Annotated in this window: 24 protein-coding genes; 18 read left to right on the top strand and 6 right to left on the bottom strand. The window is 62.8% G+C overall.

Going from position 1 to position 23,179, the window contains the following annotated elements; all coding sequences use genetic code 11:
• The first annotated feature begins 104 nt into the window (after nucleotides 1–104).
• From PHI64_RS19490 to PHI64_RS19430, 13 genes are all read left to right on the top strand, one after another.
• Nucleotides 105–2,309 carry a Mu transposase C-terminal domain-containing protein gene (locus tag PHI64_RS19490; protein WP_299886567.1) on the top strand — a complete coding sequence of 735 codons (2,205 nt, stop codon included), beginning with the start codon at nucleotides 105–107 and terminating at the stop codon, nucleotides 2,307–2,309.
• 66 nt (nucleotides 2,310–2,375) lie between these two features.
• Entirely contained in the window at nucleotides 2,376–3,377 is a 1,002-nt protein-coding gene (locus PHI64_RS19485) for an AAA family ATPase (protein WP_299886564.1), read from the top strand.
• A gap of 17 nt (nucleotides 3,378–3,394) precedes the next feature.
• Nucleotides 3,395–3,823, top strand: coding sequence for a hypothetical protein (locus tag PHI64_RS19480; protein WP_299886560.1), 429 nt, complete (start codon nucleotides 3,395–3,397; stop codon nucleotides 3,821–3,823).
• Nucleotides 3,824–3,836: 13 nt separating this feature from the next.
• Nucleotides 3,837–4,310 (top strand): regulatory protein GemA, encoded by a 474-nt coding sequence (locus PHI64_RS19475; protein ID WP_299886556.1) that lies wholly within the window; start codon nucleotides 3,837–3,839, stop codon nucleotides 4,308–4,310.
• A gap of 3 nt (nucleotides 4,311–4,313) precedes the next feature.
• On the top strand, nucleotides 4,314–4,637 hold the full coding sequence (locus PHI64_RS19470; protein ID WP_299886553.1) for a hypothetical protein: 324 nt from the start codon (nucleotides 4,314–4,316) through the stop codon (nucleotides 4,635–4,637).
• 10 nt (nucleotides 4,638–4,647) lie between these two features.
• Nucleotides 4,648–4,938 carry a hypothetical protein gene (locus PHI64_RS19465; RefSeq protein ID WP_299886550.1) on the top strand — a complete coding sequence of 97 codons (291 nt, stop codon included), beginning with the start codon at nucleotides 4,648–4,650 and terminating at the stop codon, nucleotides 4,936–4,938.
• 313 nt (nucleotides 4,939–5,251) lie between these two features.
• Entirely contained in the window at nucleotides 5,252–5,668 is a 417-nt protein-coding gene (locus tag PHI64_RS19460; protein WP_299886548.1) for a DUF1320 domain-containing protein, read from the top strand.
• The gene (locus PHI64_RS19455) at nucleotides 5,668–6,114 is read left to right on the top strand and encodes a hypothetical protein (protein WP_299886544.1); all 447 of its coding nucleotides are present in this window, start codon (nucleotides 5,668–5,670) and stop codon (nucleotides 6,112–6,114) included. Before PHI64_RS19460 ends, PHI64_RS19455 begins: the two co-directional genes overlap by 1 nt.
• A 102-nt stretch (nucleotides 6,115–6,216) precedes the next feature.
• On the top strand, nucleotides 6,217–6,627 hold the full coding sequence (locus PHI64_RS19450) for a Mor transcription activator family protein (protein ID WP_299886541.1): 411 nt from the start codon (nucleotides 6,217–6,219) through the stop codon (nucleotides 6,625–6,627).
• 364 nt (nucleotides 6,628–6,991) lie between these two features.
• The gene (locus tag PHI64_RS19445; RefSeq protein ID WP_299886538.1) at nucleotides 6,992–7,927 is read left to right on the top strand and encodes a hypothetical protein; all 936 of its coding nucleotides are present in this window, start codon (nucleotides 6,992–6,994) and stop codon (nucleotides 7,925–7,927) included.
• Nucleotides 7,928–7,953: 26 nt separating this feature from the next.
• The gene (locus PHI64_RS19440) at nucleotides 7,954–8,586 is read left to right on the top strand and encodes a phage protease (RefSeq protein ID WP_299886535.1); all 633 of its coding nucleotides are present in this window, start codon (nucleotides 7,954–7,956) and stop codon (nucleotides 8,584–8,586) included.
• Nucleotides 8,587–8,686: 100 nt separating this feature from the next.
• Nucleotides 8,687–8,959, top strand: coding sequence for a hypothetical protein (locus PHI64_RS19435; protein ID WP_299886533.1), 273 nt, complete (start codon nucleotides 8,687–8,689; stop codon nucleotides 8,957–8,959).
• An 8-nt stretch (nucleotides 8,960–8,967) separates the two neighbouring features.
• On the top strand, nucleotides 8,968–11,829 hold the full coding sequence (locus PHI64_RS19430) for a tape measure protein (protein ID WP_299886530.1): 2,862 nt from the start codon (nucleotides 8,968–8,970) through the stop codon (nucleotides 11,827–11,829).
• 380 nt (nucleotides 11,830–12,209) lie between these two features.
• On the opposite strand, the gene PHI64_RS19425 is transcribed toward PHI64_RS19430, so the two are convergent.
• Nucleotides 12,210–13,103: a 3-methyladenine DNA glycosylase 2 gene (locus tag PHI64_RS19425; RefSeq protein WP_299886527.1), complete on the bottom strand. Its 894-nt coding sequence runs from the start codon at nucleotides 13,101–13,103 to the stop codon at nucleotides 12,210–12,212.
• Nucleotides 13,100–14,182 (bottom strand): bifunctional DNA-binding transcriptional regulator/O6-methylguanine-DNA methyltransferase Ada, encoded by a 1,083-nt coding sequence (gene ada, locus PHI64_RS19420; RefSeq protein WP_299886524.1) that lies wholly within the window; start codon nucleotides 14,180–14,182, stop codon nucleotides 13,100–13,102. The genes PHI64_RS19425 and ada overlap by 4 nt, the downstream gene beginning before the upstream one ends.
• 272 nt (nucleotides 14,183–14,454) lie before the next feature.
• Between ada and PHI64_RS19415 the strand changes: the two genes are divergently transcribed.
• Entirely contained in the window at nucleotides 14,455–16,431 is a 1,977-nt protein-coding gene (locus tag PHI64_RS19415; RefSeq protein ID WP_299886521.1) for an alginate lyase family protein, read from the top strand.
• A gap of 12 nt (nucleotides 16,432–16,443) precedes the next feature.
• Here PHI64_RS19415 and PHI64_RS19410 read toward each other — a convergent pair whose 3' ends face one another.
• Nucleotides 16,444–17,310, bottom strand: a complete 867-nt coding sequence (locus PHI64_RS19410; RefSeq protein WP_299886518.1) for an HDOD domain-containing protein — start codon at nucleotides 17,308–17,310, stop codon at nucleotides 16,444–16,446.
• Between the two features lie 258 nt (nucleotides 17,311–17,568).
• Between PHI64_RS19410 and PHI64_RS19405 the strand changes: the two genes are divergently transcribed.
• Nucleotides 17,569–18,426: an endonuclease/exonuclease/phosphatase family protein gene (locus PHI64_RS19405; protein WP_299886516.1), complete on the top strand. Its 858-nt coding sequence runs from the start codon at nucleotides 17,569–17,571 to the stop codon at nucleotides 18,424–18,426.
• A 132-nt stretch (nucleotides 18,427–18,558) separates the two neighbouring features.
• Here the strand turns inward: PHI64_RS19405 and PHI64_RS19400 are convergent, their stop codons facing one another.
• Nucleotides 18,559–19,080, bottom strand: a complete 522-nt coding sequence (locus tag PHI64_RS19400) for a gamma carbonic anhydrase family protein (RefSeq protein ID WP_296575409.1) — start codon at nucleotides 19,078–19,080, stop codon at nucleotides 18,559–18,561.
• Between the two features lie 179 nt (nucleotides 19,081–19,259).
• Here PHI64_RS19400 and PHI64_RS19395 point away from each other — a divergent pair, with 179 nt between their 5' ends.
• The 3 genes from PHI64_RS19395 (at nucleotide 19,260) to rlmJ (ending at nucleotide 21,364) form a co-directional block, all read left to right on the top strand.
• Nucleotides 19,260–20,075, top strand: coding sequence for a crotonase/enoyl-CoA hydratase family protein (locus PHI64_RS19395; protein WP_299886512.1), 816 nt, complete (start codon nucleotides 19,260–19,262; stop codon nucleotides 20,073–20,075).
• Between the two features lie 3 nt (nucleotides 20,076–20,078).
• Nucleotides 20,079–20,438 (top strand): nucleotide pyrophosphohydrolase, encoded by a 360-nt coding sequence (locus PHI64_RS19390; protein ID WP_299886509.1) that lies wholly within the window; start codon nucleotides 20,079–20,081, stop codon nucleotides 20,436–20,438.
• A gap of 80 nt (nucleotides 20,439–20,518) precedes the next feature.
• On the top strand, nucleotides 20,519–21,364 hold the full coding sequence (rlmJ, locus tag PHI64_RS19385; protein ID WP_299886507.1) for a 23S rRNA (adenine(2030)-N(6))-methyltransferase RlmJ: 846 nt from the start codon (nucleotides 20,519–20,521) through the stop codon (nucleotides 21,362–21,364).
• Between the two features lie 102 nt (nucleotides 21,365–21,466).
• On the opposite strand, the gene PHI64_RS19380 is transcribed toward rlmJ, so the two are convergent.
• Both PHI64_RS19380 and PHI64_RS19375 read right to left on the bottom strand, forming a co-directional pair.
• A complete protein-coding gene (locus PHI64_RS19380) occupies nucleotides 21,467–22,762 on the bottom strand; it encodes an acetyl-CoA hydrolase/transferase C-terminal domain-containing protein (protein ID WP_299886504.1) in 1,296 nt (431 codons plus the stop codon).
• Nucleotides 22,763–22,888: 126 nt separating this feature from the next.
• A partial coding sequence (locus PHI64_RS19375; RefSeq protein ID WP_299886502.1) for a DUF1615 family protein occupies nucleotides 22,889–23,179 on the bottom strand: 291 nt, incomplete at its 5' end.

Raw genomic sequence — 23,179 nt, 5'->3', positions numbered from 1 at the left:
TCGCTGAGTTGGCTGAAATCTCGTCACAGAACGCTCGAAGCGCCATGAAAAAGTGCTTTGAAACGGAAGGCTCTACTTGGCGCGGTGCTTGCCTCGTCGTGAGGATGGCTGATGCAGCTGGCGGCCCTGGTGGGAAGGCTTACCAAGTCAAGGCGAACAGTCTGCCTCTCGAGCTGTACACGAAGTTCCGCGACCAGAACCCGGATCTCTTCAAGCCCGCGCAACTCCCCGCGACGACCAAGACCATTACACCGGACGTTGATCTGTCCCGGATCTCGTTACTGGTCAAACATCGGCACGAGGCGGAGTGGAAGGCCGAACTCATCAAGCCGGCGCTTCGTTGGCGGACCGGAACACCTGCGCGTTGTGCAGTGTTGAGCAAGTTGGCAGAACAGACTCACATCCGGCCAACGGACGGCAAACCGGTGACCTTCAGCCTCGATACGTTGCGCAAGTTCTGTGCGGATTTCGAGGCGGGCGACGTCGAGGGCCTGATGCGTAAAGCCCGGACCTTGGAGGCCGAGCATCGTCATCTGATCAACAAGAAGTGGGAGAAGGCCTGCCCGCTTGAGATGCCGGTGAAGACCCGCATCGCCGAGGAAATTGAGCAGTACGTGGTGGATCTGTGGGGCAACGGTGCGCCGAGCCGGGACAAGGTGCGGCACATGGCCAGCGCCAAGCTCTTCGAGCTGTGCCGTCTGGCCGGATGGGAGGATGCAAGCCTGCAGGCTTGTGATGTGGGGCAGTACATCGTCGAGCGAAACCAGAGCTACCGCGACCTGGCGATTCGCCACCGTGATGCGAAGCGCTTTTCCGATAAGCACAAGCCGCGTGTGGCGCGGACCCGTGAGGGGTTTGCGCCGGGTGAGGCGATTGTGGCCGACGTGCACCCGGTGGACGTTCTGCTGCTTCGGCCGGATGGCAGCACCTACACAGCCCGGATGATCGCCTGGTATGACTTGGGCACCAACCGCTTCTTCTACACCCTGTTGCACCCGGGGCCGCGCCAGTCGGTGACTCAGGCAGACATTGCCCGATCCTTCTTCGAGCTGTGCCAGGCGTGGGGCGTGCCGCGCAAGCTCTACATGGACAACGGCAGCGAATACAAGTGGGCGGAGATGATGGACGCCTTCCGGGCCTTCGCCGTGCTGGTGAAGGAGATGGAGGTCAGGATGGAGTCGCTCGAAGCCCTGGAGGCGCGCTTTGCCGCGGAGGATGCGGGCGAGCTGCCGAGGGGGGATGACGTGCCGGATCAGGAGGCGGCCGTTACTTCGGAGGAGGGGGCCATCGTTCGGGCGAAGCCCTATAACGCCTCGGCCAAACCGGTGGAGGGTGCCTTCAGCGCCCTGGAGAAGCTCCTGTCCATGCTGCCCGGCTACATCGGCGGCGACCGCATGAACAAGAAGCTCGCGAAGGTGGGCAAGCAGCCGGACGCTTACCCGGGGGACGCCGAGGCCTTCAATCTGGCCTTTGATGAGGCGGTGTCGTCCTACCACAACACGCCACAACGGGGCTTTCTGGGCGGCCTCACGCCCAACCAGAAGGCAGAGATCGTCCCGGAGGGCTACACCGTCACCTTTGCACCGGAGGTTGTCTTCCGCGTGGCCTTCGCTGAGGAGCGGACGCCGAAGGTCCAGACCAGTGGCATCCAGATTGATGACCGCTGGTACTACGACGATGCCCTGATTCCCTACATGACCCGCAAGGTTACGGTGCGTTTTGCCAAGTGGGCGCCGAACGCCGTGATCCTGGTTCGGGAGCGTCCGTTGCCGGGTGTGGGGCAATACACCGTGATTCACGAGCGGCGCGTGTTCGGCATGTTCGACCCGGCCGGCGCCGTCGAATCCTCACGCCGTGAGGGCGTTCAGAACCGGCACTTCCGTGCATTGAAGAAGCGTGTCGGAAAGATGGACATGCTGGAAGAAATGCAGCGCTACAACCGCGTGCACCAACACCTTGCCGACGAGCGCCAGGCCGAAGGTGGGCACGCTGCTCCGAAGGTCCGCCAGATCGGGATGAACGATGAGATGCAGGCGCTTCAGGGGCAACTGGAAATCCAGAACCCCAATCCCATCGAGCTGCTGGGGGCGGGCGAGATCATCGACAAGAAGGGGGACATTCACCGCCTGCCGTCGCGTGAAGATGCCTTGAAGGAGAAGGAGGCACTGCGCCAGGCGCAACCAAAACCTGTACCGGTCAAGTGCGAGATCGGGCCACGTAAGGAAAGGAACGTAGTCCGTGAAAGCAACATGGAGATGGCTGACAAAGCACTGGCTGAGGCCAGAAAGAGAAGGAAAACGGACAGGTAGCAGCCTGTCCGTAACCCACAACCGTGCCACGGGAATGGCACGTAACTACCAACTGGAGTCGTTAGCATGACTGAAAAAGTAACGGACGCGCAAGCCCCGATGGATCGAATCCGTGCCGAGGGCATCGTGGATCGGATCAACGCCTATCTCTCGGGCGGGGTCAGCGTCACGCGGATCTGCGCGGAGTGTGAGGGTGGAATCCGCGCCGAGCAGCTCGAAAAGCTCATGTCAGAGCAGGCCCTCAGGCCGACTACATTCGGGGAGTGGTTTGGCTCGCCGCGCGCAACCGAGACCTTGATTGCCCTGGAGAAGTGGGCGGACGAGGAGGATCGCGACAATGAGCGACAGCTTGATGACTACGCCGTGACCGAGATCTTCCGGCAGGTCTACGGCATCTTGAACGTGGCGCACAAGGCGCGCTCCTTGGTGGCGATCACCGGCGCCTATGGGGTGGGAAAGACCTTTGCGGCCCGCCGCTACGCCATGGACAACCCGCGCCGGCCCAACGAGCCGGGGGCGGTATGGTTCGAGTTCCCGCCGGGAACCAAAGGGGATTCCGGCGTGCTCGATGCGGTGCTGTCGGCGCTGGACCCCTACGGCGCGCCGAGCGGGAGCGTGAACGCCAAGCTCGACCGGGTGTTGACCCTGCTGAAGCCGGGTGACTTCCTGATCGCCGATGAGTGCGGCCTGCCGGCTGAGAAGGGCACGGGCCTGCGTTTCATGGCCTACATCCACGAGCGTGCGCGGATACCCATTGCAATGATCGGCAACCCTTCCTTTCATGCCGCGGTGTGGGGGAAGCGCACCGATTACGACGCCCTGGCCAGCCGGACCCGTCACACGTCCCTTGATGGCAACAGCGCCGAGGACGTGGCGCACTTCATGGACTGGCTGAATCTTTCGGGGCGGCGCCTAAAGGATTCCATCCTGGCCGTGGTCCGCCAACCCGGGCGGGATGGCGGGTTGCGCGGTGCCGTCACTGTTCTGAATGAGCTGAAAGCCCGTGAGATGGAAGTGACGGCGGAGAACTTTATCTCGATTGCGAAACAGTACGGGAGGATGGAGTGATGACCACACGAGACACCATGCTGCAGATCATTCCCTTGGCCATGCGGCGCACTGCGGAGTTTGGGATCACGGTAACGCTCGATTCCCTGATTCATCACGTGGTGGGGCAAGACTCGCTGGAGGCCTGCACTGACATTGAGCTGTTTGCCCTGGTCCGTGCGCTTTACGCCTATGAGGCCTTCGTGGATCTGAAGGTGACAACCCCCAAGGGCGAAAAGGTTGTTCAGTTGATGGCCGTGACGACGCGCGACATCCTCGACCTGACCGAAAGAGAGCTGAATTGGCTGCTCTATCGGTTTGCCTACTTCTCCGAGCCCAGGGGCCTGGCGTGCGCGGCCGAAGCGGGGCTCCTCGACGCATGGCTTCGCATGATGCGCCTTTGGGAAGCCTCGCAGTTTCCCGGCGTCGACAACCTGAGCGCCAGCCAGGCGCGCCAAGCCAGGTAAGGGAGGGCAGGGCATGACGACGAGAAAATCCTTGATCGCGATGGTGCACATCGCCAAGTCCCGCATGGGCATGGATGACGAGACCTACCGGGACTGGCTGGCCAAGAACACCGGCAAGCGCAGCAGCAGCGACCTGAGCGACCGGCAGCTGGCCACGTTGGTGCAGACACTGCGCACGGCCGGCTATCTGGACGAGGCGCCCGCCACGGCGAAGGTGATCGCCGGCAAGGGCGCCAACCGGCCGACCGATGCCCAATGGAAGACAGCCCGGGGCCTGGTCAAGAAGCTGGGGCTGGATGGCGGCCTGGACGGCGAGGCCTTCGCCAGCTTCGTGAAGCGTGTGGGCAAGGTGGATAACCCGCGTTTCCTGACCAAGACAACGATGGCTAGCGTGCTGGTCGGCCTGGAGAAGTGGTGGGCCGACCGTGAGGAGAAGAAGGGAATGACCGACAACAAAGGCCCTAAGGCTTCCAGCAAGGTGGAGTGACCGATGAGCTCCACATGGGAAGAAGAGAAGTACGCGCGTCTGACTGAGCTGATAGCGAGCGCATTTCAGGTCGGCGAAAAGCGCGTCAGGGAGAAGGAGCGGAAGGGCTTCGTGTCCGTCCTAGATGATGCCCAGGAAGCCCATGCCGCCTTCGCTGCGGTCGCCGGCCTCGCGGAGTGCGCCCGTGATGATCAAGGGATCAGTGTTCGCGGCCACGAGCTGGCGGCCTTGCTGCGGGTGGTAAATGCGCGCCTGGAGCGGGCGATTGATGTGGCGTCGGCGGCAGCGGCCGGGGAATCCGGCGCCGTGGTGTTCATGAGGGAATGAGGAGGTGATGATGGAATCGAACTATGCAGCGGAGCGGGCCACAGTGGCCGAGATTCAGGCTGGGGATGGCCGGAGGCCGACAGTGCCGAACCCCAAGGACCTACTGGCCAGAAAGCTGGAGGTCAACGGCAATGCGCTGTACGCCCTGGCCATGCTGCTGAAGATGGCGGACGAAGACAAGCTGCATCGGCTCAGTGAGCTCGACGACACCAGCCCGCTCTATGAGCCGATTGGCCACCTGGTGGGCATCCTGTCTGACGAGGTGATCAATGCGGCGAATGAAGCAGGGGCAGGCTGGTAACGCGGCGGAAGGGATGGACAGAAAGGGCGCTTCGGCGCCCTTTTTTCGTTGACTACTGAAAACCGCTTTAAACGCGTTTTGAGCGGTTTTTATGGGCTTTGGCTACATGCACCGCCACGGCCCGGAGATCGTTGAAATTAACGGGGTAGTAACGGGGTCTGTGCGCGGTGTGGTGCTGGCTTGGAGGCACAATGTTCCGTCAAGCATGCGCGCATGCGTTCTGGGGGCGTCGAGAAAGGGGCGAAGCAGTTCGTGATTTCGACACGACCCAGTAAGGGGTATCGGATGGGAATCGAATCTACCTCCCCGTTCTATGCCTTACGCCACCCTATCCGAAATGACGAGCCGCTACGGCGATGCCGAGCTCGTTGAGCAAACCGACCTGACCGGCTCCGGCGTCGTCAATCCAGTAACGGTAGATCGTGTGCTCGCAGACGCATCCGCCTTGATTGACGGCTACCTTGCCAGCCGCTACAGCCTGCCACTCGTGGTTACGCCCGATCTCCTTGTGTCGCTGTGCTGTGACTTGGCGCGCTGCGCGCTCTATGTGGATGCTGCCCCCGATGTCGTGAAGGCGCGCCGTGATCAAGCGATGACGGCGTTGCGCGACATCGCCGCCGGCCGGCTTCGCCTCAACGTGGGTGCCGGCGCAGACTCGATGCCAGCGCCCTCCGGCCTGGCCGTTGTTGTGCAGTCGGGCCGCAAGGTGTTTGGTGGAGGGCTGCGCTGATGTTGATGGAACTGGAGCCGTTGATCATTGCCCGCCTGGCAGCCATCCCATCGTTACTCGGGGCCTACGGCGCCGCCGAGTTTGCCGGGGTGGCTAAGGCTGGAAAACCTTCCCCGTGCGCCTATGTCGTGTACGGCGGGTATCGCCCACTTCAAAGCAGCGAGGACGGCGCCGTTGCGCGCGTGGAGGAGAGTTGGATGGTCGCTCTCAGTCTCAAGTCGGCAAGCCCTGCCCAGGGTGCCGATCCAGCCCGTGCGGCGGCGCGCCCGGAGGTGGAGGCGGTGCTGCGGGCCTTCATGGGCTGGAGGCCTGAATCACAGAGTTACAAGGCCTTCAGGCTCGCACCCGGGCCACGTCCGGAAGCTGAGCCGGCCCGCCTTCTCGTGCCTATCGTTTTCACGGTGGAACACGTGATCAACTTGGACGCAGCTCCAGTTTCCCTCTGAGACATGCTCATCGGCGGAGCCACCCTGACGAATAGTTTCGGCCTCTAAATTCGTGCCGATGTGGTTCAGTCTTGCGGTTAACCGTCTTTTAGTGTGCGTGATATGGCCTCCGCTTCTGGTGAAGAGAACATTGTTTACCCCAAGGCCTTTACCTGGCTCGTTGAGAAACTCGGCGCGGATAGAGCGCTCAGCCTGAGCGATGCATTTGGCGGATTGAAACTTCGTATCCCGAGGTCTGAGAAGAGCAAAGTTTTTGCAGAGATCTCAGAGGTGATCGGTGTTGAAGGGTGCCGGATTCTTATGGAGTCATCACGTGGAGAGGACATTTACATCCCCAATCTTCAGACGGTTCGTGTGCGTGAACGCAACAAGGCGATTCGGCTGCGGTTTGATGAATTGACCGGCGCGGTGCCAAGTGGAGATGCTCCCGTTTCTGGCCGCGCTGCAGTTGATCGGCTGGCGCGTGAGTTCTATCTGTCCGGGCGACAGATAGAGGTGATAGTTAATTCTTAGGGGTGGGATGTGAGAACAGGAAGAGGTCGGTGCGGAATTTCGAGTTGGAAAGTAAATAGCGGCAATTGGGAGACCGCTGTAGAAGATGATCTTCTAAAACCCAGCAGCTTGCGTGGTGTTCAGTTTGCTGTGATTAATCGCTACGCTGGGCCAGGCGCACCGACTATCCAATTCACAGTTTTCATTCGGATTGTGCCGAACGGGAGTTGGCTGGAAATCAGCACTTATCACAAGCTAGGTGCAAAGGGTATCGGTATTAGTAGTGACGTCACCGTTTTACCTGGCGAGTTCTGCGCGGGCCTGATCGACGATATGGCGGTTTGTGGGTTTCGAGTTGATGTGAAGCGCAGCCTAGGAACCGAGGATGTTCCGGTCCTCATTGAGTGGTGCGCCATTGATGACAGAGAGGGATGGTAAGGCGATGAGTAGTGTGGAGATTCAAAAGCACGTGCAGGGCATTGCTGAGCTTGAAGCGCAGCTTGCTTCCGCTCAAACCGAGCGTGACAAACTGGTGGCACGTCGTCGTGAGGTCAGGAACTGGCTGGCAGGCCACCGCCAAATGAGCGCGGATCAACTTGAGACGATTGGGGTCAAGCAGCAATTCTCGTCGTACCAGGTTGAGGATGAAGATCTCGCCCGGAGTCTTGAACAGGCAGGGCAGGTGCTGACCCGGATGGAGTCAGAACTTCTTGAGCGGCGTAGCGCTTCGTTTCCTGCCGCTTTGGTCTTGGAGGATAAGAAAGGGCGCTACACGTCACTCCGTGATGAATTGGCGAAGCTGTTCCAAAAAGATGGCGATTTGATCGCGCGGCGTGATGAGGCGTGCAAGGAAAGCGCTCGAACTCAAGGCGCGCTTCGGGCTGCGAAGGAACGGAAAGCGCGGGCTATGTCGGTCGACGAAATGACGGTTTCTGACCAAGCGTTTTCCGAAGCTGGTCGGCGCCACGATATGGTTCAAGAGTTGCTCCGCAACCTCGACACGATGCTTGTTGACAACGGCAGCGCAAAGAGTCAAGTGAGGGATCGCCTCCGAATGGCTGAATGCGAGCTGTGGCGTGCACAGTCCGCTGCCGTAATTGAATCGATTCGGGGGAAGCCTTGGTTCGAGGAGTATCAGGAGATGATGACAGATGCCTTTGCTTCGGCCTTGATGTCTGGTGATGCGTTCGACTTGGGCCGGTTCTTGGCGGTTGTTTTCACCGGTCGAGTCGAAGATCCGAGAGTCGCCCCGAAGATTGTCAGCGGTCGCCAATCTGAAATGGCAACCGATCTCGGCATCGAGATCAAGGACGTGCCGTGAGCTCCTTTTTCATGACGGGGATCGGAATGGCAATACTGACCCTTCGGGTGCGTCCCGGGGATCGGGTTGTCAGGCTGATCCCCGCCGGGGAGTTTCACGCGCCGCGCGGTGCGATGTCGGGCACCGGCCCATGGATGCTGAGCGTCCAGGCCGCCCGGAGAATCATCGCCAGTAACTCTGCTCGCCAGGCTCACATCGTGGTGGACTATGAGCATCAGCAGATTGCCAGTGCCACCAACGGGCAACCGTCCCCAGCGGCAGGATGGGTTGATCCACAGTCGTTATCCTGGGTTGAGAACGGCCCCGAGCCGGGGCTGTATGGGGCTGTGACGTGGACAGCAAAGGCTGCGGCCATGATCGCGGCCGACGAGTATCGTTATCTGTCGCCGGTCTTTCCCTATGACGTAACGACCGGTGAGCCAACCGATCTGCTTCATGTCGCATTGACCAACACCCCCGCAATTGACCATGCCTCTGTCGCGTCATTGTCTGCTGTCGCGGTGGCACCGTCCCTCTCGGTTGATGATCAGCGAGGCATCCACCACTTCAACCGCAACTTCGGCCCTTTGGGGGTATTGCACCCTGAGACTGCCCGGCTTGTCGCTGCGCTCGGTATCGGGCGCGACGCCTACATGGTTTCCATTGGGGCTCGTGTGTAGTGAGGATCAGACGGCCGGAGCACCATCGAGCGCCTGAGCCGCTGCCCCCCGTTCCGGCCCCGTAGTGGGAACCACACCGATATCCAGAAAGGACGCCATCGTGCTCCATATTCACCAAGCGCTTGAAGCCGCACGCGACGCGCTTACCGCGCCCGCGCGTCTGGTCGTGAAGCTTGACGCGCAGGGCATGATTCAAGCTAACCACTCCCCCTACGCTCACGAACTCGCCTTGATCGAGACGGCGATAGCTGAATGGCGCCTGTTTGATGCAGGCCTGCCAGCGCTGATCAGAAATCAAAAAGCGCCGGCCGAGCTGCCCGAAGGCGTGCAGGTTGAAGGTACGCCTGATCGCAGCACTCATTTCGACCGATAGGGGATATTGTGGCTGACAAAAAGCTCGGCATCGCCCTTGTTGTAACGGCCGATGCGGGAAATGCCAAGAAGCAGGTGGAGGCCCTGAGCGAGAGTGTCGGCGGGCTGAATCAAGGGGTCGGTCAAACGGCCACAGGGGCCAAAGCGGCCACAGATGGCCTTGATGCCATTGGAGGGGCGTCGGAGCGTACAGGCAAGAAGGCTTCCGAAGCCAACGAGGCTATCTCGGCGAGCGTGCGATCAATCTCGTCTGAGCTGAACACACTCAAGGGTCTTTTTCTTGGGTTTGAGGCTGCCAAAGGGTTGGCTGCAAGTGCCGCGGGGGTCGCTGCTACAGCAGATGCCTATACCAACCTCACCGCCAAAGTGAAAATGGCCGTGGGCGAGGGCGAGGCCTTCACCTCCACCATGAAGAGCATTGAGGACATTGCCCTCAACACCAATGCCTCCCTGGACTCTACCGCGACCCTGTTCACTAAGCTGGCCGATGCCGGCCAGAAAATCGGCGTCGGCCAGGCGGATGCCCTGCGCCTGACCGAAACGGTGAATCAGGCGATCGCGCTGTCTGGTGCATCGGCCCAGGCCTCTGATGCCGCGCTTACGCAGTTGATCCAGGGGCTTCAAGGTGGCGTGCTGCGGGGTGACGAGTTCAACAGCGTGATGGAGCAATCCCCACGCCTCGCCAAGGCGCTGGCCGATGGCCTGGGGGTGACTACCGGCGAGCTGCGCAAGATGGCCGAAGCGGGTGAGCTTTCAAGCGAGACGGTCATCCGCGCCCTGCAGGGCCAGGCCCGGGCCATCGAAACGGAGTTCGGCAAGCTGCCGCCCACCATCGGCCGGGCCATCACCGACCTGCAAACCCAGTGGCAGATCTGGATCGGCGAACTCGATCAATCCACCGGTGCCAGCGCCACGGCTGCGGCCGCTATCGAGGGACTCGCCAAGAACTTTGACTTCCTGGCCAGCGCCCTCATCAACACCGGGCAGGCCTATCTGGCGTGGAAGGCCTACGGGATCGCTGCCGAGTTTCTGGCCCTGAAGACGGCGGTATCCGCCGCAACGGTGGCCAAGGTGGCCGACACCACGGCCACGGTCGCCAACACGGCCGCCACTCAGGCCAACACCACGGCCCAGATCACCAACAACGCAGCCAAGGCGGGCGCGGTGACGGCGGGGGATGCCGCTGCCGCCAGCGCTGGCCGCCTGGCTGGCGCCCTGAGCTTGCTGAAGGGCTTTGGTCTGGCCTTCCTGGTCACTAACCTCGTGGACATTGGCAAGTGGCTGGGGGAGTCGGCGGCCAAGGCCATGGGCTACGGCAAGGCGATGGAAGAGGCCGAGATCCGCACCCGAGCGGCCGAGAAGGCTGCGAAGGAAGCCGCGGCGGCTGACGCCGAGCTGGCCCAGCAGAAGCAGCTGGCCGCAGACAAAGCCCTGGGCCTGTCGGAGCAGGCCAGGAAGCTGGTGGCCGACTTCGGTTCGATGACCAAGGCGGGCGACGGTGCCGCTGCCGCGCTCGAGAAAATCGGCAAGGATCTCGACCTCTCCAACATCAAAGGCATTGCCGATGCCGGCGCCGCACTGGATGCCTTGGCCCAGCGGGGCAAGATCAGCGCCGACCAGGTGCAGGACGCATGGGAAGGCGCCCTCAAGGGCATCGACCTGCAGGCATTCGAGGTTAACGCCCGCGCCGCGTTTGACGAGTCGGAACAGGGTGCCCGCCGCCTGGCTGCCGCCCTGGAGGCCCAGTTGGGCGAAGCCCTGCGCCGCACCGGCAAGGACTGGGGCACCCTGGCCGGAGGCATCAACGACGCAGCCCAGGCCGCCATCAACGATTTCGACGTGCTGGCCGCCCGGGTGGATGACATCCGGGCCAAGGGCCTCAACGCGGGGGCTGCGCTGGCCGCGAGCCTCGACCAGGCGGCCGCAGCGGCCAGCACCGAAGCCGCCGCCAAGGCGGTGCTGGATCGGTGGGTAGAGCTGGGCAATGCCGGGCTGGTGACGGGCGAACGCCTGGCTCAGGGGCTGGCCAAGGCCAAGGACCGCTTCGACGAACTCAAGCCCGGCATCAACAGCCTGGCCGAAGCCTTCGAGGCCCTGGGGCTCAAAAGCCGCGAAGCCCTGCAGGAGGCGGAAGCGTCGGCCCGTGAGGCCTTCGAGTACATCAAATCCAATGGCGGCACCCTGGCCGAACTGCAAGCGGCGTGGGAAAAGTACGGCGCAGCGGCAAAGGCCGCCAACGGCGGAATCCTGCCCGACGTGCTGCGCCTGCAGCAGGAGATGTACAAGGTAGGGGATGCGGGTGAAGCTGCCGCGGATCGTATCGGCGCGGCGTGGGACAGAGCATCCGACAAGCTTGGCGACTACAACTCGGCCGCGAATAAAGCGGCCGATGACTGGGTTCGGGACACGAACGGCAATGTGCTGTCATCGTCCGTCGACGTCGATGCACTTGCATCGCGATACACCAGCAATGCCGACCAGGCCGAAGAGTTCAAGCGGCTGTTCAACGGCTTCTATCAGCAAGGCAGTAACCAGTCCCAGTTTTACAGCAGCACCCAAGGGCTGGATCTGGAAGCTATCCAGCGATGGGCGGCCGAGATGGCCGCAGCCGAGTCGTGGAGAGCCTCAAATGGTAACAAGAGCAGCGGGGCGGCCGCTTCTCCAGTTGGACTGGGAAACATAGTGACGCGCTCCTCTGGTATCTCTTCGGACGTCTCCACGGGGACTACGCCAGGCACCTCGGTTCAGTCGAAGAATTACACCGTTACGCTCAGACTCAACGGAAGGGAGTCACAGGTGAAAGTTGTGGATCAAGTCAGCGCAGAGGCCCTCATTCGGGTGCTCGAAGAGGCGAAGATGGCTATGGTCTAGTTCTCTGTGGCTAGAGTGAAGTATGATTTTTGCTTAGAGCGAGGCGTGGGAATTCGGCATCCACGCTCATGCGATGTTCGTCTTGAGCGACGGGCGTGTATGGAGGGACGGCCGGCCTCCCGCTCTGCCCCTTCCGTTTGGTCGCTGTGCCAAATCCCCCGCAATTTCGAGCACTAGTAACGGTGCCTGTGCTACTGCTTGATCGCCCGCTTTTATTTCTGCAATCCCTTTTTATTTCTGCCGTATCCCCACGCCGCGTTTCGCGCTCTCAGCACGCTCCCGGGCCCGCAGACCGGCTTGAACTTTCCTGCGAGTGTGGCTTGCTCATGGAGAATGCCGATTGGGTTGTCGAATCCTCGCCCACCCAGCCCGGCTGGCCATCACAAGCGCCACAGATGGGCGGCTACGAAGGCACGCCAGGGCGAAAAGGGGTGCAGCCAGTCGGCGGTGTCGGCGACGGCGGGTTTTGCAGTCTGGTCGAGGAGGGTCTGCAGGCCCCGCCGTACGGCAACGTCTCCATGGAGCGCGGCGTCGACGTGGCCGAAGCCGCGCAGCAAGGTGTAATCGGCTGTCCACGGGCCGACGCCCGGAATGGCCAGCAGGGCTTCCCGCACATCCTCGGCGGAGCTGCGGTGGGCCCACCAGTGATCAAGGGGCAGCGTGCCTTCGAGGACTCGGGCGGCGATGTGCACCAGTGTTTCGGCCTTGCGACGGGAGAAGCCGGCGTCCGTCAAGCGTGTGGGTGAAAGGCCGATCACGGCCGAGGCATCGGGAAAGCAGGCGAGATCGCCTTGAGTGCAGCCGCAGGCTTCGATCAGGCGTTTGCGCAGCGTGATGGCTGCAGCGAGGCTGATCTGCTGACCGGTCACGGCCCATGTCAGGGCTTCGAAGGGGGTGGCGGCCTGGGGGAGGCGCAGGCCTGGACAGGCGGCGATCCGCGGGCCGAGCTGGGGATGCTCACGCCAGGCTGCTTCAAAGGCCGCCACCGGCTGGTCGAGGCCGAGGAAGCGCCGGGCCCATTCGTGGAATTCCGGCTCCGTCGTGTCGGGCATGCCATTCCGGCAGAGCTGCAGCGCCACGCTGCCCTCGTCAAAGCGCAGGGTGAGGCTGGCGGGCTGGCCCTTCCACATCACGCCCTTGTCCAGGCTGTCGGGGCCTACCCACTCGGCCAGCCGGTGGGGGTCGCGGGCGTGGAAGGTGAGAAAGTCGGCCCGACGGAAATGCCTGGGCAGTGGCAGATGGCAGCTCAGGGATGCGCTGGCGGATGGCGTCATTGTTCTGCTTCCCGTTCAAGCAGGGTGCGCTTGCGCTCGACCCCCCAGCGATAGCCTGCCAGTGCCCCATCGGTGCGCACGACCCGGTGGCAGGGAATGGCGACTGCGAGCACGTTGGCGGCACAGGCGCTGGCCACGGCCCTTACGGCTGCCGGGGCGCCGATGCGCCGGGCCAGCTCGGTGTAGCTTAGCGTGGTGCCGGGCGGAATGCCCTGGAGGGCCTGCCAGACTCGTTGCTGGAAGGCAGTGCCGCGGATGTCGAGGGGCAGGGCACTGGCCTTGGCCGGGTCTTCAACAAGGGCGATCACCTGACTGAGTTGCTCGGCGAAGGCGGCGTTGCCATCGCTCAGGCGGGCCTGGGGGAAGCGGGACTGAAGCTCGTTGGCCAGGGCTTCGGGCGCGTCGCCCAGGCTGATTGCGCAAATACCGGTGGGGCTGCTGGCAACAAGGATTGCGCCCAGGCTGCAGCGCCCGATGGCGTAGTGGATGTCGGTGTCCCGGCCTCCTCTGCGGTAGTTGCGGGGCGACATGCCAAGTGCAGGAGTCGATGCGGCGTAGAAGCCGGCCGCCGAGCCGAAGCCGGCGGCGTGGAGGGCGTCGGTGACGCTCTTTCCGCTGCCCAGCTGAGCCTGCAGTCGCGCCGTTCGCAGGCCGAGGGCGTATTGTCGGGGCGTAAGGCCGGTGACGGCCTTGAAGATCCGGTGCACGTGCCAGGGGCTGAGGCCGGCGTGCTGGGCCAGCGATTCGAGGGAGGGAGGCGTTTCGGCCTGTTCCATGTGGCGGCACAGGGCGGTGACCAGGGCGGCATGACGCTGGGTCAACGGTGGTTGGTCGGGCTGACAGCGCTGGCAGGGACGAAAGCCTGCGGCTTCGGCCTCGGCCGTGGTGGCGAAGAAGCTGACGTTCTCAGGGCGCGGCTGGCGGGCACCGCAGGATGGGCGGCAATACACGCCCGTGGTGCTGACACCGAAGAAAAACTCGCCGTCGGCCGTCGCATCCTTGTTGATGATGGCGGCCCAGCGCGGGTCGTTGCGGATGTGTGCGGCGCGTGCGGCGCGGGCTGTAGTGTGGCCTTGCATGGCTTGGCCTGCCTTTCCTGGCGTGTGTCCGAGGGCTCCAATCTAGCCGGCCTCGGCCAGCCGTGCATCCGCTTCCTTGCGATCGAATTCGTCTCCTGCAGGTCTTTGATTGAAAACAAAACCTCAAAATCAACACAAACACGAAAAACAAAATGTTTGATCTATTTGATGGTGGTGGTAGGTTTGTTGTTAAGTTGTGACGATTTTCAGCGAAACACAAAGGATTTTATTGTTTTTGCGTAGAGCCCGCTGAGCATGGAGCGATCAAGGTTATGTCTAGCTTGACCCAGGTTGGGTGGTATTGGAACCGGCTGCGCTGTATGTCCGTATCGGAGATCGTCGAGCGGGCCGGGGCCACCGCCGGTCGGGCGATGGTGCGTCGTCGCCTGCCCGAGCCGGTGGCTGCACCCAGGCTGGACAGGGTGGGGGTCAGCTGGCTCCCCGTCACCGTGCCCGCCTTGCGTGGCGTCGCCTTGCAACGGGCCGACGAGGTGCTGTCTGGTCAATGGAGGATCTTCTCGCGCCTGATGGGGCTGGGATTTCCTCCGGAGTGGAACCGCAACCCGGACAAGGCCGTGCTGCTCCCCCTGACGGACGGAAAGCGGATGTCTTTTAGGGCTACGGCGGTCGTCGGCGACATCAAGTATCTGCGCGAGCTCAATCGCCACCGGGAACTCGTGGTGCTGGCCCAGGCCTGGCAGCTTACGGGCCGGGAGCGCTACCTGGACGGTATCGCCACCTTGCTGGAGAGCTGGTTCGCCGAGTGCCCGCATCCATGTGGGCCCAACTGGTCGAGCGCCCTGGAGGCGGGGGTCCGGTTGATCAACTGGGCCATCGTGTGGCAGCTGATCGGCGGCATGCAGTCCCCCCTCTTCGAACGTCCGGTGGGCAAGGTCCTGCGCACTGACTGGCTCGGCAGCATCTGGCAGCACGCGGAGTTCATCTGCGGCTTCCGCTCCAGTGATTCGGCGACGAGCCACCCCCTGATCGGGGAACTGGCCGGGCTGTTCGTGGCGGGGGCCACCTGGCCCCAGTGGCGTGAGGCTCAGAGGTGGCGACGGGTCGGGCGGGACGGGCTGGAGCGCGAGGTGTTGCGCCAGACGGCGGCCGACGGAGTGCACAAGGAGCAGGCCACGGGCTACCAGCAGTTTGTCTGGGACTTCCTGCTCTTTGCAGGGCTGGCCGCCCGGGGAACCGGCAAGCCTTTCTCCGAAACCTACTGGCGGCGGATGGAGGCCATGCTGGAATACGTGGCCGGCATCATGGACTCGGGCGGACACGTACCCCTGTTTGGCGATTCAGACGACAGCGTGGTGTCCGGCCTGTCGATCGGTGCGGGCGCTTGCCTCTTTCAATCCCAGCTGGCCACCGGGGCGATGTTGTTCGGCAACCCCTCCCTGGCGCGCAAGGCTGGTGTGCTCGACCCGCGCACCGTCTGGCTGCTGGGGGCGGATGTGTGTACCGGCTTCGACCGGTTACTGCTGCAGCGGGCACCGGCCACCCGCCGGACGGATTTTCCGGAGGGCGGGGTGTTCGTGCTGGGTAGCAATCTGGATTCTCCGGACGAGCTCCGGGTGGTGGCCGACGCCGGCCCCCTGGGCCTCGGCGGGGTGGCTGCCCATGCTCATGCGGATGCCCTGTCGTTCACCTTGTCGGTGGCAGGGCGGCAGTTTCTGATCGACCCGGGCACCGGGACATATCACGGCCCCGGAAAATGGCGGCATGGCTTTCGTGGTAGCGCCATGCACAACACGCTGGTGCTGGGCGGCGAGGATCAGGCGGTTTCCGGAGGGCGCTTCATGTGGCTGCGGCGCTTCCGCACGAGCGTTCTTGAAAGGGAGGACGGCCCGGACAGCGACCGGCTGGTTGCAGAGCATGATGGCTACAGGCGCCTTCCGGGCAAACCGGTGCATCGTCGCAGCTGGCTTCTGGACAAGCGGAAAGGGTGCCTGAGGGTGAAGGATCAGGTCTTTGCCGGCACATCGCAGAATGTCACGCTGTACTGGCATTTCAGCGAAGACTGCAATGTGACCTGCACCCCCGAAGGCTTGAGCGTGTCGAGCGGCCCGATCTGCCTTGACATGGTGCTGCCGGAGGGGGGCGCTGTGAGCGTGCTGCATGGTTCCGAGGTGCCGCTGGCGGGGTGGGTGTCCCGGGGCTACGACCTCGTGGAGCCCAGTACAACGGTGGTTTGGCGTGGCAGCGTGATGCCCGGAGAGGCGCTCGAAACCGTGTTTCGCCGCCTCTGAGAGGGCAGCTCTTCAGCCTTGACTGGGGAAAAACAGGGCGATCACCGCAGCGCTTTCGTCTCGGGCCGTAGTGCGGATGGCGGCCAGTTTGGCGACATCCAGATCAAGTCGGGCGAGGGTCATCGGGTCGATTCGCGAGAGGGCAGTTTCATCCGGGTCGTCAGCCTCAACTTCGCCTTCCTCCTCGGTGGCCAGGATATGGTTGGCCACATGCAGAAGGGCGGCCTCGGTGACGTGGGGCCCGCCCATGACCGGGTTGAGCTGGGCGCCGATGGCAGTGGCAAAGCCACTGGGCAGATGCCATGCCGTGGCGAGTGCGGCGCCAACCTCTGCATAGTTGCAGCCAACGATGTGATCTTCGACCTGATGGATGGGGGCATGGCTGCGTCGTGACTCGGCCAGGGCGGCATCGGCGGCCTCGGGGGCGGCCTGGAACATCACCAGGTGGCCGATGTCGGCCAACAGGCCTTCCACGAACATGCGCTCCGGATCGCCGGTGCCGAGCTGCCGGGCAGCAGCCCGGGCGGCCAGACCGCGGAAAACACAGTCTTTCCAGAAGCGGATCATGTGCATGCGGGCGGGGCGGATGCCCGAGAACGCGCCAATCACCGAGGTGCAGAGGACAAGGTCGTGGACCTGCTGCATGCCCATCAGGTTGACCGCCCGGCTGATAGTCTCGATCTTGCCTGGAAAACCGTACAGCACGCTATTCGCCGCCCGCAGTACCCGTGCCGTAATGCCGGCATCGCTGGAGACCGCTTCGGCAAGCTCCTGCACGGAACTGTCGGGGTCATCGAGCAACGCCCGAATGCGGTGGTAAACGGCAGGAAGGCTGGCAAGCCTTTCGATGCAGGCAACGAGTTCTTGGGGTGTGCTCATGGGCTTGATCGTTGGCGGGGGACAAGAGGGTCTACGGCAGTACGACGCGCCTCTTGAGCAAGCACCCGGTGCTCATGGGGTTTTTCTGTGTGTGACAAAAATCCTGTTTTTATCAAAGACCTGCTGACCGTTCGGAAATTGAGCACGACCGCCGATCGATTGGGGAAGAGCACGGCGGCCAGCCTTGCTATGCTCAACTCAACGATCCCGGAACGGTCCGCCGGAACGGGGCCGGTGATCATGGAGAACGGGTTTTCAATGAAGCTATTGAGCTGGAACATTCAGTGGGGCCGTGGTGCCGATGGCGTGGTCGATCTGCAGCGGACGATCGCCGCCATACACACCCTCGGCGATTTTGACGTGCTGTGCCTGCAGGAGGTGTCCATCGGATTCGCCGGCCTGCACGGCGGCCAATCGGTCGATGAAGTGGCTGTGCTGGCGAAGGCCTTCCCGGGCTACAGCGCTCACTTTGCCGCGGGGGTGGATGTGCCCGATGGGGCCGGCGGACGAAGCTGTTTCGGCAACCTGACCTTGTCGCGCCTGCCTGTCGGGCAGGTCTTTCGTCACAGTCTGCCTCGCCCGCCGGAAGAGGGCGTGCCGAGCATGCCTCGGGTTTGCCTTGAGGTGGTCGTGGAAAGCCCTTCGGGCTCGCTTCGGGTGCTCAACACCCACCTGGAGTATTACTCCCGGGTGCAGCGCATGACCCAGATCACGGCCCTCCACACCCTGCAGTGTGATGCGGTACGCCTGGCCAACATGGGCGGGCAGACTGGCCGGGACTGTGCTCCAGATTCGCCGTTTGCGGTGTGGCCACGGCCGGCTTCGGCCCTGGTCTGCGGGGATTTCAACTGCGAGCCCGGCAGCCCCGAGTTCTACCGCATGACTGCTCCGATCAGCGCCGACGTGTCGGGCTGGGAGGATGCCTGGCGGGCCTGTTACGGTGATATTCCGCACCTGAACACAGTGGGCCTGAACGGCGCCGAGTGGCCCGACCGTGCCTACTGCTGCGATTTCTTCTTTGTCAGCGCTGATCTTGTGGATCGGGTGGAGGCCGTGGCGGTGGATCAGGCCACCGCCGCTTCCGACCATCAGCCGGTGGTCCTCACCTTGCAATAAAGCGGTTTTCCCATCCCCATCGCGGCACTCCTGTGGGGCCACATGAATTCGACCCCACGAGCCTCCAGCAAGCAAAGGGGCCGGTCGTCAGCAGACGCCGGCCCCATATTGGCTTGCGTATCGACTACGGCCTTACAGCTTGACCAGTTCTTCCTGGTAGCGCAGGGCGTTTTCCACGTAGCCGTCGGCACTGGCCTGAAGACGGCTGATCTCGTGGTCAGTGAGTTCCCGGATGATGCGGCCCGGTGAGCCGCATACCAGCGAGCGCTCGGGAATCACCTTGCCTTCGGGGATCAGGGAGTTGGCGCCGATCAAACAATGCTTGCCGATCACAGCACGGTTGAGCACCACGGCATTGATCCCGATCAGGGAGCCTTCTCCCACCGTACAGCCATGCAGCATGACCTTGTGGCCGATGGTGACGTTGGCGCCGATGTCCAGGGGGACGCCATCGTCTGTGTGCAATACCGAGCCGTCCTGAACATTGGTGTTGTCACCAATGGTGATGGGGTCGTTGTCTCCGCGGAGAATCGCACCAAACCACACGTTTACATTCTTGCCGAGGCGGACGTCACCAATGACGGTCGCGTTGTCGGCAATCCATACACCCTCCCTCAACTGCGGAGTGCGTTCTCCGAGGCGGTAAATCGGCATGTTATTTTCCTGTTATGGTGGTTTCAGCCGTGCCGCCGAATGGCCGGCTGAAGAGCGCGCCATAATAACAGGGTAGCGTTCGAGTGCAAGGGGAACTGGACTCATTGTGGGCCAGTTTAAGCAAGGGAAATAAGGGCTTAGCCTTATGTGGCGGGCCTGTCCGGGCGATGGCGTAAGCGATGCCTAGCGATGAGGAGATGGGTGTGGAGACAGAGGATTTTGTCGTTTTTGAACAACAGGAGGGTATTGTCACCCTGACGCTGAATGCCCCGGAAGAGCGCAACGCCCTGTCGAGCCAGGCCCAGTGGGACGCCGTAGTGAGGGCCTGCGAGCGGGTGCAGCGGGACGGGTCGGTGAAGGTGGTGATCCTGACCGGCGCGGGCAGTGCCTTTTGTGCCGGTGGCAACGTCAAGGATTTTCGCGACAAGCGGGGTCTGGCAGAGGGCGACGGCATGGCGGTGCGGGAAAACTACCGCAACGGCATCCAGCGTATTCCTCTGGCGTTCTACCGTCTCGATGTACCCACGATCGCCGCCGTCAATGGGCCGGCAATCGGGGCCGGCTGCGATCTGGCCTGCATGGCCGACATCCGTATCGCCTCCGAGAAGGCCAGCTTCGCAGAGAGCTTCGTCAAGCTCGGGCTGATTCCGGGTGACGGCGGCGCCTGGCTGCTGCAGCGGGTGGTGGGTTATGCCCGGGCGGCAGAAATGAGCTTCACTGGTGACCTGCTGGACGCCCGGCAGGCGCTGGAGGTGGGGTTGGTGTCCCGGGTGGTGCCAGCCGAGCAGCTCCTTGACGAAGCCCGCGCCTTGGCTGCCCGGATCGCAGCCAATCCGGGGCAGGCCCTGCGTATGACCAAACGCCTGATGCGCGAGGCCCAGAGTACACGGCTCGATTCCATCCTGGAGCTGTCGGCGGCCTACCAGGCGCTGACCCACAGCTCCATTGAGCACGATCAGGCCGTGGCGGCGTTTCTTGATCGCAAGAAGGCCTGAACCATGGCGGCAGATCTGGATACGCTGACGCAGAAGATCACTGCCTTTCGGGATGCCCGGGACTGGGCCCAGTTCCACTCCCTGCGCAACCTCATCGTGTCCCTTAACCTGGAAGCTGGCGAGTTGTTGGAGCTGACCCAGTGGAAGAGCGATGCCGAGGTGGCAGAGCTGCCGCACGATCTGCAAGCCCGGGAGGCACTGGAGGACGAGTGCGCCGACGTGCTGCTCTACCTGCTCCTGATTGCCGAGCGGGCCGGTATCGACCTGGAGGCTGCCACCCTGGCCAAGCTCGCCAAGAACGAGGCCAAGTACCCGGTGGCACAGTTTCGGGGTTCCCGGCGCAAGTACAACGCGCCGGAGTGATCAGCAGGGAGGCGGTGGGGCGGGGGAGGTGATAGCATCGCGCCCCTGATCCTTCGTTCCCGCGTCCGGGTGCATCTGCCATGCTGAGTTATCGCCACGCCTTTCACGCCGGCAATCACGCCGACGTGCTCAAGCACTTCGTCCTCGTCCAGTTGCTCGAGTACTTCAACCAGAAGGACAAGCCCTACTGGTACATCGACACGCACGCGGGTGCGGGCTGCTATTCCCTCGACGAGGCCTTCGCGCGCAAGAATGCCGAGTTCGAGGACGGCGTCGGGCGCCTGCTTGGGCGCAAGGATGTCCCCAAGGAGCTGAAGAGTTACCTGAAGCTCGTGCGTGACCTCAACGACAGCGGCAAACTGCGCCTCTATCCGGGGTCACCCTGTTGTGCAGCCCCCTTGTTGCGGGAGGACGACCGGATGCGCCTGTTTGAACTGCACCCTGCTGACCGGCGCCTGCTGCAAAAAACCTTCGAAGACGCAGGCAGCAAGGCCATCGTGCTGGAGCAGGACGGTTTCACCGGAATCAACGCCTTCCTGCCCCCGCCAACCCGCCGGGCCCTGGTGCTGATCGACCCGCCTTACGAGATCAAGACCGACTACCGTACCGTACTGACGGCGCTCAAGGAATGCCTGCGCCGCTTTGCGACAGGGACCTACGTGGTGTGGTACCCCAAGCTGCATTCCATGCATTCCAGGGAGCTGCCGGACAAGCTCAAGCGCCTGCCGATCACCAGTTGGCTGCATGTGAGCCTGGACGTGAGCAAGCCGTCGGAGGACGGCTTCGGTATGCATGGAAGCGGCCTGTTCATCGTCAATCCGCCCTGGACCCTGCCGGCCACCCTGCAGAAGGTGATGCCTTACCTGGTGGAGGTGCTCGGCCTGGACGACGGTGCCACCTTCACCCTGGAAGCAGAGATGCCCTGAAGACATTTCCGCGGGCGGGCTTTCGCTCTGCTTCGATCTGCCGAGTAAACAGACAAGGCCCCGGGAAAACCGGGGCCTTGTCTTTGATGCGCGGCGCCTGGCTTACAGCAGGTGCATCTTCTTTGCGGCTTCGGTGAGTTCGGCACGGAAGTCCGGGTGGGCGATGGCGATCAGGGCCTGGCAGCGCTGCTTGGCCGTCTTGCCACGGAGCTGGGCCACGCCGTACTCGGTCACCACGTAGTTGATGTCATTCTTGCTGGTGGACACATGGGTGCCCGGCGTCAGAGTCGGCACGATGCGCGAAATGGCGCCGTCCTTGGCCGTAGAGGGCAGCACGATGAAGGCCTTGCCGCCCTTGGAGCGGTTGGCGGCACGCACGAAGTCTGCCTGACCACCGGTGCCCGAATAAGGAATGGGACCCAGGCTCTCTGAACCGCACTGGCCGAGGAAATCGATTTCCAGGGTGGCGTTGATGGCGATGAGGTTGTCGTTCTGGCCGGCCAGGTAAGGATCGTTGGTGAAGTCCACCGGATGCATTTCGAACATCGGGTTGCGATCAATCCAGTCGTAGAGCTTCTTGGAGCCCAGGGCGAAGGTGGCCACCATTTTGCCCGGCAGGTAGTTCTTGCGCCGGTTGGTGACCGCGCCGGCTTCCACCAGGGTCAGGATGCCATCGCCGATCATTTCGGTGTGGATGCCCAGATCCTTCTTGTGGGTCAGTTGCATCACCACGGCGTCCGGAATGCCGCCGTAGCCGATCTGCAGGGTGGAGCCGTCCTCGATCATGTCGGCCACATACTTGCCAATGGCCTCCTGGACAGGCCCGATGGTGGGCAGGCCAACCTCGAGAACCGGCTCGTTGTTCTCCACCAGGGCGGTGACCTGGGAGATGTGGAGGTGGCAGTTGCCGAAGGCAAAGGGCACGTTCTCGTTGACTTCGACGATCACCGCGCGGGCCTTGCGGATGGCCGCCAGGGTGTAGTCGGCCGCGATGCCCAAAGAGAAATAGCCGTGCTGGTCCATCGGCGATACCTGGGTGAACACCACCTCGGAAGGCATCAGATCCCGATCGATCAACTGGGGCATCTCTGAGAAATAGCTGGGCGTGAAGTCCACAACGCCTTCGCGGAAACCCGGGCGGGTTGCGCCGCTGAAGAAGTAGGCGGTGTGACGGACGTGCTCGGCGGTGGCCGGATCCAGGTAGCCGAACTTGCGGACAGCCAGGATCTGGGACACCTTCACATCACGGAAATCACGGCGATGCTCGGATAGGGCGGTGAGGAGCGCGGGCGGTTCCGCAACTGCGGTGGGCACCACGATGGTGTCACCGTTATGCACGTTGCGGATGGCCTCGGCCGGCGTGACGCGTTTGGCTGCGTACTGTTCCTGATAATCCATGTACTTTTCTCCCACGGTCGTTGTTTTGGCGAAGATTAAACCACGTCTGTGCAGTGTGGCCTGTACTCGATTGTAAAGGGCAACGGCAAGCTTGCTTCTGGTCTGGATCAAGGAAGGCGAGAGCGCTCAGGGGCTGGCCGAGCGGTTGCGTCCGAGGCAGGTACGATGGCGCATATCTACCCGATCGGCAAACCAGGCGGTGGTCAGCTTGCGCTGAATTTTCGGGCTCTTGAGATCGATCCGCGGCATGGTCTCCCGCGGGAGTCGGGTACCGGCACGGTTGTCGGCAAGGGCAAAGACCTTGGTGTAGAGAGGTGTCGCCGAGAAGCGTGGGGTCTTCTCAAGGCGCAGGTCGCGCTGCATTTCGGCGCGCGACAGGCCCAACTGGCCTGCCAGGCTCTGCAGTGCGGTCAGGGT

Origin of the sequence: Zoogloea sp. (assembly GCF_028689785.1) — a bacterium.
In the GTDB taxonomy this organism is placed as follows: domain Bacteria; phylum Pseudomonadota; class Gammaproteobacteria; order Burkholderiales; family Rhodocyclaceae; genus Zoogloea.
The sequence above is the reverse complement of the archived record's forward strand: the minus strand, read 5'-3'. Positions and strand labels throughout refer to the sequence as shown.